The 14,795-nt window shown below is 44.7% G+C and carries 8 protein-coding genes, 3 tRNA genes and 3 rRNA genes; 12 read left to right on the top strand and 2 right to left on the bottom strand.

The annotated features are described in order from the left end of the window. The first annotated feature begins 245 nt into the window (after positions 1-245). The 6 genes from P3L44_RS19530 (at position 246) to P3L44_RS19505 (ending at position 5,846) form a co-directional block, all read left to right on the top strand. A 16S ribosomal RNA gene (locus P3L44_RS19530) occupies positions 246-1,784 on the top strand. A gap of 130 nt (positions 1,785-1,914) precedes the next feature. After that, a tRNA-Glu gene (locus P3L44_RS19525) sits at positions 1,915-1,990 on the top strand. Between the two features lie 349 nt (positions 1,991-2,339). Beyond that, positions 2,340-5,361 (top strand): 23S ribosomal RNA (locus tag P3L44_RS19520). 149 nt (positions 5,362-5,510) lie between these two features. After that, positions 5,511-5,626: ribosomal RNA gene (gene rrf / locus P3L44_RS19515) — 5S ribosomal RNA — on the top strand. The 16S, 23S and 5S rRNA genes sit together here with 3 tRNA genes alongside, the layout of an rRNA operon. Positions 5,627-5,685: 59 nt before the next feature. After that, positions 5,686-5,762: transfer RNA gene (locus P3L44_RS19510), tRNA-Asp, on the top strand. Positions 5,763-5,770: 8 nt separating this feature from the next. After that, positions 5,771-5,846 (top strand) — tRNA-Trp (locus P3L44_RS19505). A gap of 572 nt (positions 5,847-6,418) precedes the next feature. Here the strand turns inward: P3L44_RS19505 and hdfR are convergent. After that, positions 6,419-7,258 (bottom strand): HTH-type transcriptional regulator HdfR, encoded by an 840-nt coding sequence (gene hdfR / locus P3L44_RS19500; RefSeq protein WP_004906133.1) that lies wholly within the window; start codon positions 7,256-7,258, stop codon positions 6,419-6,421. Between the two features lie 112 nt (positions 7,259-7,370). Between hdfR and P3L44_RS19495 the strand changes: the two genes are divergently transcribed. Then, positions 7,371-7,709: a DUF413 domain-containing protein gene (locus P3L44_RS19495; protein WP_036958821.1), complete on the top strand. Its 339-nt coding sequence runs from the start codon at positions 7,371-7,373 to the stop codon at positions 7,707-7,709. 77 nt (positions 7,710-7,786) lie between these two features. On the opposite strand, the gene P3L44_RS19490 is transcribed toward P3L44_RS19495, so the two are convergent. Further along, positions 7,787-9,313: a YifB family Mg chelatase-like AAA ATPase gene (locus tag P3L44_RS19490; RefSeq protein WP_140171879.1), complete on the bottom strand. Its 1,527-nt coding sequence runs from the start codon at positions 9,311-9,313 to the stop codon at positions 7,787-7,789. 479 nt (positions 9,314-9,792) lie between these two features. Between P3L44_RS19490 and ilvL the strand changes: the two genes are divergently transcribed. The 5 genes from ilvL to ilvD all read left to right on the top strand — a co-directional run bounded on the left by ilvL (position 9,793) and on the right by ilvD (position 14,795). After that, positions 9,793-9,894, top strand: coding sequence for an ilv operon leader peptide (gene ilvL, locus P3L44_RS19485; RefSeq protein ID WP_071524553.1), 102 nt, complete (start codon positions 9,793-9,795; stop codon positions 9,892-9,894). Between the two features lie 132 nt (positions 9,895-10,026). After that, a complete protein-coding gene (gene ilvG, locus P3L44_RS19480) occupies positions 10,027-11,673 on the top strand; it encodes an acetolactate synthase 2 catalytic subunit (RefSeq protein WP_272662174.1) in 1,647 nt (548 codons plus the stop codon). Beyond that, the gene (gene ilvM, locus P3L44_RS19475; protein WP_004906129.1) at positions 11,670-11,939 is read left to right on the top strand and encodes an acetolactate synthase 2 small subunit; all 270 of its coding nucleotides are present in this window, start codon (positions 11,670-11,672) and stop codon (positions 11,937-11,939) included. Before ilvG ends, ilvM begins: the two co-directional genes overlap by 4 nt. A gap of 11 nt (positions 11,940-11,950) precedes the next feature. Then, a complete protein-coding gene (locus P3L44_RS19470) occupies positions 11,951-12,877 on the top strand; it encodes a branched-chain amino acid transaminase (protein WP_004906127.1) in 927 nt (308 codons plus the stop codon). Positions 12,878-12,944: 67 nt separating this feature from the next. Continuing rightward, positions 12,945-14,795, top strand: a complete 1,851-nt coding sequence (gene ilvD, locus P3L44_RS19465) for a dihydroxy-acid dehydratase (protein ID WP_125894367.1) — start codon at positions 12,945-12,947, stop codon at positions 14,793-14,795.

Here is a 14,795-nt window from a genome sequence, read left to right as displayed (position 1 = left end):
CACCTCGCGACAACGACCTAAGTTAATAAAAACTGAGTCGAATTTCAAAAAAAAGAAATGTCGCAACGCTCTTTAACAATTTATCAGACAATCTGTGTGGGCACTCATAGGACACTATCAAAAAAATATTTGATTTTAAGTCTTGAAGAGTGACTAACACGTTAATTCATATATATGAACTAATAGGTAATATGTTTTCGCAAGAAGACATACGACAGTAAACATTCTTTGAGCATCAAGCTTTTTAATTGAAGAGTTTGATCATGGCTCAGATTGAACGCTGGCGGCAGGCCTAACACATGCAAGTCGAGCGGTAACAGGGGAAGCTTGCTTCTCGCTGACGAGCGGCGGACGGGTGAGTAATGTATGGGGATCTGCCCGATAGAGGGGGATAACTACTGGAAACGGTAGCTAATACCGCATAATCTCTAAGGAGCAAAGCAGGGGAACTTCGGTCCTTGCGCTATCGGATGAACCCATATGGGATTAGCTAGTAGGTGAGGTAATGGCTCACCTAGGCGACGATCCCTAGCTGGTCTGAGAGGATGATCAGCCACACTGGGACTGAGACACGGCCCAGACTCCTACGGGAGGCAGCAGTGGGGAATATTGCACAATGGGCGCAAGCCTGATGCAGCCATGCCGCGTGTATGAAGAAGGCCCTAGGGTTGTAAAGTACTTTCAGTCGGGAGGAAGGCGTTGATGCTAATATCATCAACGATTGACGTTACCGACAGAAGAAGCACCGGCTAACTCCGTGCCAGCAGCCGCGGTAATACGGAGGGTGCAAGCGTTAATCGGAATTACTGGGCGTAAAGCGCACGCAGGCGGTTGATTAAGTTAGATGTGAAATCCCCGGGCTTAACCTGGGAATGGCATCTAAGACTGGTCAGCTAGAGTCTTGTAGAGGGGGGTGAATTCCATGTGTAGCGGTGAAATGCGTAGAGATGTGGAGGAATACCGGTGGCGAAGGCGGCCCCCTGGACAAAGACTGACGCTCAGGTGCGAAAGCGTGGGGAGCAAACAGGATTAGATACCCTGGTAGTCCACGCTGTAAACGATGTCGATTTGAAGGTTGTTCCCTAGAGGAGTGGCTTTCGGAGCTAACGCGTTAAATCGACCGCCTGGGGAGTACGGCCGCAAGGTTAAAACTCAAATGAATTGACGGGGGCCCGCACAAGCGGTGGAGCATGTGGTTTAATTCGATGCAACGCGAAGAACCTTACCTACTCTTGACATCCAGAGAATTTAGCAGAGATGCTTTAGTGCCTTCGGGAACTCTGAGACAGGTGCTGCATGGCTGTCGTCAGCTCGTGTTGTGAAATGTTGGGTTAAGTCCCGCAACGAGCGCAACCCTTATCCTTTGTTGCCAGCGACTCGGTCGGGAACTCAAAGGAGACTGCCGGTGATAAACCGGAGGAAGGTGGGGATGACGTCAAGTCATCATGGCCCTTACGAGTAGGGCTACACACGTGCTACAATGGCGTATACAAAGAGAAGCGACCTCGCGAGAGCAAGCGGAACTCATAAAGTACGTCGTAGTCCGGATTGGAGTCTGCAACTCGACTCCATGAAGTCGGAATCGCTAGTAATCGTAGATCAGAATGCTACGGTGAATACGTTCCCGGGCCTTGTACACACCGCCCGTCACACCATGGGAGTGGGTTGCAAAAGAAGTAGGTAGCTTAACCTTTGGGAGGGCGCTTACCACTTTGTGATTCATGACTGGGGTGAAGTCGTAACAAGGTAACCGTAGGGGAACCTGCGGTTGGATCACCTCCTTACCATTGAAGTGTTTTTGTGAAGTGCTCACACAGATTGTCTGATAGAAAGTAGAGCAATAGGCTATACGTGGGAGACTTATTCGAGAGAATAGGACTTACATGAAAGCACAAAAGTTTTTGTGATTTTCGTGTCCCCTTCGTCTAGAGGCCTAGGACACCGCCCTTTCACGGCGGTAACAGGGGTTCGAATCCCCTAGGGGACGCCAATTGCGCCGATATCGAGTGAAAGACGATGTCCCCAATAATGATTAAGTCAATTATATTGTAGTTGGTTTAACAATTATGCTCTTTAACAATCTGGAACAAGCTGAAAATTGAAAACAACGCACATTGTTTATCGCTTAAACAATGTGAGAGTCTCTCAAAATTTCAGACCTGATAATTTTTCGGTCACTTTTAGCGAGTGGCATGAGCGAGCAGTCAGTCCTTCGCGGCGGCCAGCGCACAGCAAGCGCAACATACATAAGTGTGAGCATTGCGAGCACTGCCCTACAAAGAAGGAATGCACGCACAGCCATGACATAAGGTGAACGTTGAAACAATTTCGGGTTGTGAGGTTAAGCGACTAAGCGTACACGGTGGATGCCTAGGCAATCAGAGGCGATGAAGGACGTGCTAATCTGCGATAAGCGTCGGTAAGGTGATATGAACCGTTACAACCGACGATTTCCGAATGGGGAAACCCAGTGCAATTCGTTGCACTATCGTTTGATGAATACATAGTCAAACGAAGCGAACCGGGGGAACTGAAACATCTCAGTACCCCGAGGAAAAGAAATCAACCGAGATTCCCCTAGTAGCGGCGAGCGAACGGGGAGCAGCCCAGAGTCTTAATCAGCATTAGCATCAGGAGAACGGTCTGGAAAGTCCGGCAGTAAAGGGTGATAGCCCCGTATCCGAAGGTGTTAGTGTTGTGAACTCGACGAGTAGGGCGGGACACGTGTTATCCTGTCTGAATATGGGGGGACCATCCTCCAAGGCTAAATACTCCTGATTGACCGATAGTGAACCAGTACCGTGAGGGAAAGGCGAAAAGAACCCCGGCGAGGGGAGTGAAATAGAACCTGAAACCGTGTACGTACAAGCAGTGGGAGCCTTGATTTATCAGGGTGACTGCGTACCTTTTGTATAATGGGTCAGCGACTTATATTCTGTAGCAAGGTTAACCGAATAGGGGAGCCGTAGGGAAACCGAGTCTTAACTGGGCGAATGAGTTGCAGGGTATAGACCCGAAACCCGGTGATCTAGCCATGGGCAGGTTGAAGGTTGGGTAACACTAACTGGAGGACCGAACCGACTAATGTTGAAAAATTAGCGGATGACTTGTGGCTGGGGGTGAAAGGCCAATCAAACCGGGAGATAGCTGGTTCTCCCCGAAAGCTATTTAGGTAGCGCCTCGTGAACTCATCTTCGGGGGTAGAGCACTGTTTCGACTAGGGGGTCATCCCGACTTACCAACTCGATGCAAACTACGAATACCGAAGAATGTTATCACGGGAGACACACGGCGGGTGCTAACGTTCGTCGTGAAGAGGGAAACAACCCAGACCGCCAGCTAAGGTCCCAAAGTCATAGTTAAGTGGGAAACGAAGTGGGAAGGCTCAGACAGCCAGGATGTTGGCTTAGAAGCAGCCATCATTTAAAGAAAGCGTAATAGCTCACTGGTCGAGTCGGCCTGCGCGGAAGATGTAACGGGGCTAAACTATGCACCGAAGCTGCGGCAGCGAACGTATCACTTAAACTGATTAAGTGATACTCAAATGTATCAAAACGATTGACGGAGCGAAGCGACGTCAATGCGTCCAACAAAGTCGAGGCGGAAACGTCAGGCAGTCAGTTTAAGGATACGTTCGTTGGGTAGGGGAGCGTTCTGTAAGCCTGTGAAGGTGTGCTGTGAGGCATGCTGGAGGTATCAGAAGTGCGAATGCTGACATAAGTAACGATAATGCGGGTGAAAAACCCGCACGCCGGAAGACCAAGGGTTCCTGTCCAACGTTAATCGGGGCAGGGTGAGTCGACCCCTAAGGCGAGGCAGAAATGCGTAGTCGATGGGAAACGGGTTAATATTCCCGTACTGGTGATAATTGCGATGGGGGGACGGAGAAGGCTAGGCTATCCGGGCGACGGTTGTCCCGGTTTAAGGATGTAGGCAGGTGAATTAGGCAAATCCGGTTCACTACATGCTGAGGTCCGATGACGAGTCACTACGGTGATGAAGTAGCTCATGCCCCGCTTCCAGGAAAAGCCTCTAAGCTCTAGATTATCATTAATCGTACCCCAAACCGACACAGGTGGTCAGGTAGAGAATACTCAGGCGCTTGAGAGAACTCGGGTGAAGGAACTAGGCAAAATGGTGCCGTAACTTCGGGAGAAGGCACGCTGGCATTAGGTGAAGTGGTTTACCCATGGAGCTGAAGCCAGTCGCAGATACCAGCTGGCTGCAACTGTTTATTAAAAACACAGCACTGTGCAAACACGAAAGTGGACGTATACGGTGTGACGCCTGCCCGGTGCTGGAAGGTTAATTGATGGGGTTATCCGTAAGGAGAAGCTCTTGATCGAAGCCCCAGTAAACGGCGGCCGTAACTATAACGGTCCTAAGGTAGCGAAATTCCTTGTCGGGTAAGTTCCGACCTGCACGAATGGCGTAATGATGGCCAGGCTGTCTCCACCCGAGACTCAGTGAAATTGAACTCGCTGTGAAGATGCAGTGTACCCGCGGCAAGACGGAAAGACCCCGTGAACCTTTACTATAGCTTGACACTGAACATTGAGCCTTGATGTGTAGGATAGGTGGGAGGCTTTGAAGTGTGGACGCCAGTCTGCATGGAGCCAACCTTGAAATACCACCCTTTAATGTTTGATGTTCTAACGTTGCCCCGTTATCCGGGGTGCGGACAGTGTCTGGTGGGTAGTTTGACTGGGGCGGTCTCCTCCCAAAGAGTAACGGAGGAGCACGAAGGTTGGCTAAGCATGGTCGGACATCATGCGGTTAGTGCAAAGGCATAAGCCAGCTTGACTGCGAGAGTGACGGCTCGAGCAGGTACGAAAGTAGGTCTTAGTGATCCGGTGGTTCTGAATGGAAGGGCCATCGCTCAACGGATAAAAGGTACTCCGGGGATAACAGGCTGATACCGCCCAAGAGTTCATATCGACGGCGGTGTTTGGCACCTCGATGTCGGCTCATCACATCCTGGGGCTGAAGTAGGTCCCAAGGGTACGGCTGTTCGCCGTTTAAAGTGGTACGCGAGCTGGGTTTAGAACGTCGTGAGACAGTTCGGTCCCTATCTGCCGTGGGCGTTGGAAGATTGAAAGGGGCTGCTCCTAGTACGAGAGGACCGGAGTGGACGCACCACTGGTGTTCGGGTTGTCATGCCAATGGCATTGCCCGGTAGCTAAGTGCGGAAGAGATAACCGCTGAAAGCATCTAAGCGGGAAACTTGCCTTGAGATGAGTCTTCCCTGACTCTTTAAGAGTCCTAAAGGAACGTTTAAGACTAAGACGTTGATAGGTTGGGTGTGTAAGCGTAGCGATACGTTGAGCTAACCAATACTAATGAACCGTGAGGCTTAACCTGACAACACCGAAGGTGTTTTAGAGAGATAGAGTTGTTTTCGAGAAGTGAGAAGCCGGAAGGTGAAGGACACAGCAGCTTGTTCAAGATTGAAGTTTAGGTTTAGCAAATACCGAAAGTGTGTTGAGCTAAACGTGAACAAACAGAATTTGTCTGGCGGCAATAGCGCGGTGGTCCCACCTGACCCCATGCCGAACTCAGCAGTGAAACGCCGTAGCGCCGATGGTAGTGTGGGGTCTCCCCATGTGAGAGTAGGGAACTGCCAGACATTAATTAAAGGTTTATTGCTCAATAAGCAGTAAACAGCCGAAAGGCAAAAGAATAAGTGGAGCGGTAGTTCAGTTGGTTAGAATACCTGCCTGTCACGCAGGGGGTCGCGGGTTCGAGTCCCGTCCGTTCCGCCACTTAATTTAGGGGCGTAGTTCAATTGGTAGAGCACCGGTCTCCAAAACCGGGTGTTGGGAGTTCGAGTCTCTCCGCCCCTGCCAGTTACCAATTAAGTAATAATAAAAGAAGTATCTATTGATAACCCGATTAGCTTAATCGGGTTTTTCTTTATTCGTATGACTATAAATATAAAGTTATTTTCCCCTTCTGCTAATTTTCAATTTATTTTATCCCATTAACCATCCCACTGTTTTGTATCTCTTAATCGTATTCACTATTTAAATACACTGTGATGTTACGTTCTCCTAGCTACTTTTTATTTTCACCATCTTATATTTATTTTTCGCATCATCAGTGAGTTGTTACTTACGACTTTATACTTCTCAATAGTATTCACAGGTTGAATGATATTTTGTTGTGCTCAATATTTAAATTAGAAAAATGAGAGTATATATAAAGTTGGTAGTTTAATTTTTATTAAGCTCAAAAATTATCTTGCTGAAAAAGCAAAATATCATTGTATTGCTGTATGAATATTGGTCAGTTATCTGTTATTGATATATCTTATTAAAAAGCAAAATGAAGTATCAATTAAGATTATTTTGCAGAGATCTATAGTTTGTTTATGGGATCATAGGAAGGTGAGTGGATTTGTTACTCACCTTCTTATTTTTTATTCACTTAACTGTGCATTTTTTATTGGAGTTTTAATCAGTTGATTGATAAGAGCTTGCTGATCGTTTTTCTGGAGCCAAACTGCATACAAAGGTTTGTTTATTGAGGTTTCTGAGAGCGTTTTTAAGCCCGGATATTGATATACCCAATGAGCAGGTAAAAATGCCGCTGAAAGCGATACAGGAAGTAATTGGCGGGTAATATGGGCTGAGGTAGTGATCATAACAGGTGTGTCATCTTGAGTTAATGAAGGTTCATTTTTTGGATGGAAGTCAGCACCCCATTCAAGCCTTATAAAATTATATTTTGTGAGTGCAATATTTTTTTGGGAAGCCATGAGTTGTAAGTCAATCGTACCGATGATTGTACTTTCAAACTCATCCATTTTAGGCGGTTCAGTTGCGATTAATAAGTCTAATTCTCTAGAATGTAGTTGCTTAACAAGAGACTGGCGCGTTGAAACCCTAGCTTCGAGCCGTAGTTCATCATGTTGATTATAAAGTTCTTCTACCCAGTCAGTTAGATAACCTTCCCAAAGTGAAGCTGTTGCACCAATAGAAAGCTCTGTGTGTTGTGAGGCATGAGATATTTCTTTTTTAGCTTGCAGCCAGGTATTCATTAACGATTCAGCATATGGAACAAGCCTTTCTCCGGCAGCTGTTAACCGGATATTGTTTCTATGCCGCGTAAATAGGCTTGTACCTAATTGTGTTTCTAATTGCCTAATACGGAAGCTAACCGCTGATTGCGTTAAATAGAGTGATTCTGCGGCTCGACCAAAGTGCCTAGTTTTACTGACCTCTAAAAAAGTTCTCAATAACTCGCTGTCCACATGCATCTCCAATTATTTTTGTCGTGATGATTTAAATGTTTTGTTTTACAGATTGTCAATGCTGTCTAATACTCCGCGCCATATAGAGTTTGACTGTAATAAGTTAGGAGTGTGTCAGATGGCAGATAGCTTCATCACGACTAATCGTTTTTTTGATAACAAACATTACCCACGTGGCTTTTCTCGTCATGGTGATTTCACCATTAAAGAAGCTCAGTTGCTAGAACGTCTCGGCCAAGCTTTTAATGAGCTTGATACAGGTAAACGTGCACCTCAGACAGAAGAAGAAAAACTTTTCGTCGCTGTATGCCGTGGTGAACGTGAACCGGCTACCCCAGAAGAAAAAGTTTGGACAAAATATTCTAGCCGTATTAACCGTCCAAAACGCTTCCATACTTTATCTGGCGGTAAACCGCAGATAGACCCATCGGAAGACTACACTGATACAGATGATTAATATTATCATCGTATGATAAGAGGGACTTCGGTCCCTTTATTTCTACGGGATAATAAGTACTTATCTGCCCACTCTTCTCAGCTTACTTGTTTTTGCAAATGAAGCAATAACTTATCCATTGCTCGATACCCCAAAGCTTCTAATAAATCTGAACGTTCAATAGTTTCTGCGGCATTAAGGTCGGCGATTGTTCTAGCAACCCTTAAAATTCTGTGCCAGGCTCGAATGGAAAGACCTAACTTATTTAATGCATGTTCTAAGAATAACGCATCTTTTGTTGTTAGCAGGCAAAATTGTGTGGTTTCTCTTGGTGTTAATAAACTATTAATTTTTCCAGCTCGCCTAAGTTGCCTATTTCTGGCTTCGATGACTCTTTGTCTAACCTGTTCACTTGTTTCACCTTGGTTAGTTTGATTACTTAATGAACCGAGAGGTAACAATGGAATCTCTATTGAAAGATCAAATCGGTCAATAAAAGGCCCTGATATGCGTGAAAGATAACGTAGTATGCGAGTAGGAGCTGAGCGGCTCATTTCTCCTTGGTAATGGCCTGTTGGGCTAGGATTTAGGGCCGCAATTAGCTGGAAACTGGCAGGATAGCAAACTTTTGCTTTTGCTCGAGAAATGCTAATTTTTCTAGATTCTAGGGGTTCTCGTAAAGAATCTAATACCGAGCGGCTAAATTCGGGTAATTCATCTAAAAATAAAACACCATGGTGTGCAAGTGAGATCTCACCAGGTTTGGGAAGAGAGCCACCACCAATTAAAGCGGCAATTGATGCACTATGGTGGGGTGCTCTAAAAGGCCTTATTGGCCAATTCATGTCTTCTTTTGTGTTTTCACTTAAACTATGTAGTGAAGCAACTTCTAAGGCTTCTTGAGAGGTTAATGGGGGGAGTAAAGTCATTAGACGGCTTGCTAGCATAGTTTTTCCTGTCCCCGGAGGACCTAACAAGAGTAAATTGTGTCCACCTGCAGCACAGATTTCTAATGCCCGTTTCCCATGTTCTTGACCAATAATATCGTTGATATCACCTTCTTGCTTGGTTGGGATAGATGCTTGATGAACTTGTTGATTACAAACTAATGTGTGTTTGTTATGTAAAAAATGGCAGAGCTCTAATAAGGATGTCGTGAAATAAACGCTATTATCTGGAAGTAGGCCTAGTTGGTGTTGGTTCTCCGTTGATAGTATTAAAGAGCGCTGTTGTTTTAATGCCGATTGGGCAGCTGGAATAGCACTGTTGACATAGCGAACATCGCCAGACAAAGCAAGTTCGCCTAAAAATTCATACTGTTTTAATGGCTCGTGGGGGATTTGCCCTGATGATGCGAGTATGGCAATAGCGATGGCAAGGTCATACCGACCACTTTCTTTTGGTAAATCTGCTGGGGCTAAATTAACCGTCATTTTTTTAGCTGGATATTCAAACCCGCTATTTAGTAGAGCGCTTCGAACTCTATCTCTTGCTTCTTTTACTGCTGTTTCTGGTAGCCCAACAAGTGTTAAACCTGGAAGTCCATTACTAATATGTGCCTCAACAGTAACAAGAGGTGCTTCTAACCCAATTGATGCTCTAGTGTAAACAATTGCTAATGTCATAAGCCCTCCAATATTTTTTACAGAGTAATATTCTGCTGAAATTAGGTTTGTTTATCTTGAGTTGATAACATATTTGCGAAGCTGCTCGATAATTTAATTGCTTAGTTACTAGGCTGTTTCAATTTGCGTCGAGTAGCTTCGAGGACTTGTTATAACAGTGATTGCGTTAATTTTATAAAGAGTGGAAGCTATACTGAACGTGGAGATTCATAAGAAAAAGTAATTAGTTTTTTGGCGTGAATCTTAATGGTATTGAATGGCTGGTGCGGATGATGTAGCTGATTATGCTATGTATTCTATTGAATTTTACTGAGAAACGGTAGTTTAAGCAGTTTATAATGCTGATTTGTTGATAACGATATGATTTTTAAATAATTTAATGTTTTGAAAATAAATAAATTAAATAAAAGTTGTCAAAACGATTTTAAAATGATAACTCTAAATAATAGATAATTAAGAATATTGAAAAAGTAAAACTCATGAACGCATTTATCCAAGCAGTTAGCCTAATTATTATTAGCGTGGTGGTGATTATTATCCCACCGTGCGGGGCTGCACTTGGACGACGAAGGCTAAAATAACAGCCAGATCTCACGAGAACCCCGCACCGAAAGGCGCGGGGTTTTTTTTGACATAAATGTTGATGAATGCAAACACACTAAATAAAACATAACAAATACAAATAGATAAAGTAGACGGACAGGAGATAAAGCATGAACGGAGCACAATGGTTAGTTCAAGCATTGCGAACACAGGGAGTTGATACCGTATTTGGGTATCCTGGTGGCGCAATTATGCCAGTTTATGACGCATTGTATGATGGCGGAGTTGAGCATTTGTTGTGTCGACATGAGCAAGGGGCTGTAATTGCTGCGATTGGATATGCACGTTCAACAGGGAAAACAGGGGTATGTATCGCAACATCGGGTCCTGGCGCAACAAATGTTATCACGGGATTGGCTGATGCATTGTTAGATTCCGTTCCTATTGTCGCCATTACTGGGCAGGTTGCTTCTGAGTTTATTGGAACCGATGCCTTTCAAGAAATCGATGTTTTAGGGTTGTCCTTAGCTTGTACTAAGCACAGTTTTTTGGTTGAAGATATCGAGGATTTACCTCGCATTCTTGCTGAGGCTTTCGCAATCGCAAATAGTGGGCGTCCTGGTCCTGTACTGATTGATATTCCGAAAGATATTCAGCTACAACAAGCTGAGTTGTCTCCATTTTTAATGCCGGTAGAGCAAGAAGTCACTTCACCTTTATCTGAAATACAACAGGCAAGAATGCTATTAGAACAATCAGAAAAGCCTATGTTGTACGTTGGTGGCGGTGTTGGAATGTCTGGTGCCGTTAAAGAATTACGTGAATTTATTGAGTTTACAGGTGTTCCTTCAGTTGCAACGTTAAAAGGGCTTGGTGCCGTGAGCCCTTTAGATGAAAACTATTTAGGCATGTTAGGTATGCATGGTACTAAAGCAGCCAATATTTCAGTGCAACGCTGTGACTTACTCATCGCTGTTGGTGCTCGTTTTGATGATAGGGTAACAGGTAAGTTGAATACTTTTGCACCGAACGCCAAAGTGATTCATATCGATATAGACCACGTAGAATTAGACAAATTACGTCAAACACATGTTGCGCTACATGGTGATGCAAAAGTATTACTCCCTGAATTAATGCTTAAAAAATCAATTGAACCTTGGCAGCAGGAAGTTCAGCAACTTAAAAAAGAGTTTGGTTGGCGTTATGACCATCCTGGTGAACCTATTTATGCGCCACTGTTATTGAAACAGCTGTCGGATAAAATGAAACCAAATACGGTTGTGACCACCGATGTAGGGCAACACCAAATGTGGTCAGCACAGCATATCACCGTTGATGGCCCTGAAAATTTCTTAACCTCTAGTGGGCTTGGCACCATGGGGTTTGGTATCCCTGCGGCAATTGGTGCACAGGTTGCTAGGCCTGAGGATACTGTAGTCTGTGTATCTGGGGATGGGTCATTTATGATGAATGTCCAAGAGTTGGGAACCATCAAACGTAAGCAACTTCCTGTAAAAATCCTTTTGATCGATAACCAACGCTTAGGCATGGTTCGCCAATGGCAGGAACTGTTTTTTGAGCAGCGTTATAGTGAAACGATTTTGACGGATAACCCTGATTTTGTGGCATTAGCCAGTGCGTTTGGTATCAAAGGCCAACGAATTACTGATAAGTCAGAAGTTAATGCTGCATTAGATGAATTGCTGAATAGCGAAGGTGCCTATTTATTACAGGTATCAATTAATGAACTAGAAAATGTCTGGCCGTTGGTTCCACCTGGGGCTAGTAATGAAAAAATGATGGAGAAACCATTATGATGCAACATCAAATCTCGATATTGGCCCGTTTCCGTCCTGAGGTTTTAGAGCGTATATTAAGGGTCACTCGCCATCGTGGATTTCGTATTAATTCCATGAATATGGGGCAATCAACAGACGGCGACAATGTTAATATTGAACTCACTGTAAGTAGTCAAAGGCCATTAACTCAGCTTTGTGCACAGTTAACTAAGCTTTCAGACATTACAGAAGTTGAAGTACTACAACAAGAATCACGACTATTACGCACACAAAGTGCAATGTAAGGAATATACAAATGACTAAGAAAGCTGACTTTATTTGGTTTAACGGTGAAATGACGCCATGGGCTGATGCAAAGGTTCATGTTATGTCTCATGCTCTGCACTATGGTACATCGGTGTTTGAAGGCGTCCGTTGTTATGACTCACATAAAGGTCCTGTGGTCTTCCGCCACCGTGAGCATATGCAACGTTTGCATGATTCAGCGAAAATTTACCGTATGCCTGTCAGCTATAGCGTTGAAGAGTTAATGGAAGCTTGCCGTGCAACTTTGCGTAAAAATAACTTAGTCAGTGCGTATATTCGTCCATTAGTGTTTATTGGTGATGTTGGTATGGGCGTTAACCCACCAGACGGTTACAAAACCGATGTTATTTTAGCGGCGTTCCCATGGGGGGCGTATTTAGGTGAAGAAGCGTTAGACCAAGGTATTGATGCGATGGTGTCTTCTTGGAACCGTGTGGCGCCAAATACTATCCCTACAGGGGCGAAAGCAGGAGGTAATTATTTATCTTCTTTGCTAGTTGGTAGCGAAGCTCGTCGTCATGGTTACCAAGAAGGTATTGCATTAGATGTTCATGGGTATTTATCAGAAGGTGCAGGGGAAAATATTTTTGAGGTGAAAGACGGCATCCTGTATACACCTCCGTTCACATCCTCTGCATTACCAGGTATTACACGTGATGCAATTTTAACGTTAGCAAAAGATTTGGGTATTGAAGTTCGTGAGCAAACACTATCACGCGAATCTCTTTATCTTGCTGATGAAGTCTTTATGACAGGCACAGCTGCCGAAATTACGCCAGTACGTAGCGTTGATGGTATCCAAGTTGGCATTGGTCGTTGTGGCCCAGTAACCAAGCAAATTCAGCAAGCATTCTTTGGCTTATTTGATGGTACAACAGAAGACAAATGGGGCTGGTTAGATCCAGTAAACCCTTAATAATTAAATTGAAATAGATGTTACAGGCGGACGTTCCCCGCCTGTTTTAAACACGGGAGTTAAAGATATGCCTAAGTACCGTTCAGCAACAACAACTCATGGTCGTAATATGGCTGGGGCTCGTGCATTATGGCGTGCAACAGGCATGACCGATGCTGATTTTGGAAAGCCCATTATTGCGGTTGTTAACTCATTCACACAGTTTGTTCCAGGTCACGTACATCTCCGTGATTTAGGCAAATTAGTTGCAGAGCAAATTGAAAATGCAGGTGGAGTTGCGAAAGAGTTCAACACGATTGCTGTTGATGATGGGATTGCCATGGGACATGGCGGAATGTTGTATTCCTTACCTTCCCGTGAATTAATTGCAGACTCCGTAGAATATATGGTGAACGCCCACTGTGCGGATGCCATGGTGTGTATTTCAAACTGCGATAAAATTACGCCGGGTATGTTGATGGCGTCATTACGTTTGAATATTCCGGTGATCTTCGTTTCGGGTGGCCCGATGGAAGCGGGTAAAACCAAGCTTTCAGACCAAATTATCAAGCTCGATTTGGTTGATGCGATGATCCAAGGGGCAAACCCAAATGTGAGCGATGCAGATAGCGAGCAAATTGAGCGCTCCGCTTGTCCTACTTGCGGTTCATGCTCTGGTATGTTTACTGCAAACTCAATGAACTGTTTAACTGAGGCGCTGGGGTTATCCCAACCAGGAAATGGTTCATTATTAGCAACTCACGCAGATCGCGAAACGTTATTTATTAATGCAGGTAAGCGCATTGTTGAATTAACCAAACGCTATTACGAACAAGATGATGAAAGTGCGTTACCACGCAATATTGCTAATAAATCCGCATTTGAAAATGCGATGACGTTGGATATTGCTATGGGGGGTTCGACTAACACTGTTCTGCACTTACTGGCAGCCGCTCAGGAAGCAGAGATCGATTTCACCATGGATGATATCGACCGCTTATCACGTAAAGTCCCGCATTTGTGTAAGGTTGCACCGAGTACACAAAAATACCATATGGAAGATGTTCACCGCGCTGGTGGTGTTATCGGTATTTTAGGTGAGCTGAGCCGTGCAGGTTTGTTACAAGAAAATGTGACTAATATTTTAGGGCTCAGCTTCCAAGAAACATTAGCGCAATATGATGTGATGTTAACAAAGGACGAGTCTGTCAAATCGATGTTTTCCGCAGGTCCTGCAGGGATCCGCACGACAAAAGCCTTTTCACAGAATTGCCGTTGGCCGTCATTGGATACTGATCGTGAAAATGGGTGTATCCGTAGTATTGAGCATGCGTATAGTTTGGATGGTGGCCTTGCCGTCCTGTCTGGAAATATTGCAGAAGATGGCTGTATTGTTAAAACAGCAGGGGTTGATGAAGGCAGCTTAACATTCCGTGGCCCAGCCAAAGTGTTTGAAAGCCAAGATGATGCCGTTGAGTCGATCCTCGGTGGAAAAGTTGTTGAAGGCGATGTCGTGGTTATTCGTTATGAGGGGCCTAAGGGTGGGCCGGGCATGCAAGAGATGCTATACCCAACCTCATACCTGAAATCAATGGGATTAGGCAAAAGCTGTGCATTGATCACAGATGGTCGCTTCTCTGGTGGTAGTTCAGGTCTTTCGATTGGTCATATTTCCCCAGAAGCAGCGAGTGGTGGCTTATTAGCATTAGTTCAAGATGGCGATATTATTGATATTGATATTCCAAAGAGAACGATGGTGCTGGATGTTAGTGAAAGCGAATTGAATCAACGTCGTGAAACTGAGTTAGCTCGAGGCGATAAAGCTTACACACCGCGTAATCGTCAGCGTGAGGTTTCTTTTGCTCTGCGTGCTTATGCTTCTTTGGCAACGAGTGCAGACAAAGGTGCGGTTCGTGACAAGTCGAAACTAGGGGGCTAA

This window comes from Providencia sp. PROV175 (assembly GCF_032707045.1).
In the GTDB taxonomy this organism is placed as follows: domain Bacteria; phylum Pseudomonadota; class Gammaproteobacteria; order Enterobacterales; family Enterobacteriaceae; genus Providencia; species Providencia hangzhouensis.
This window is presented reverse-complemented; position numbering and strand designations above follow the sequence as displayed.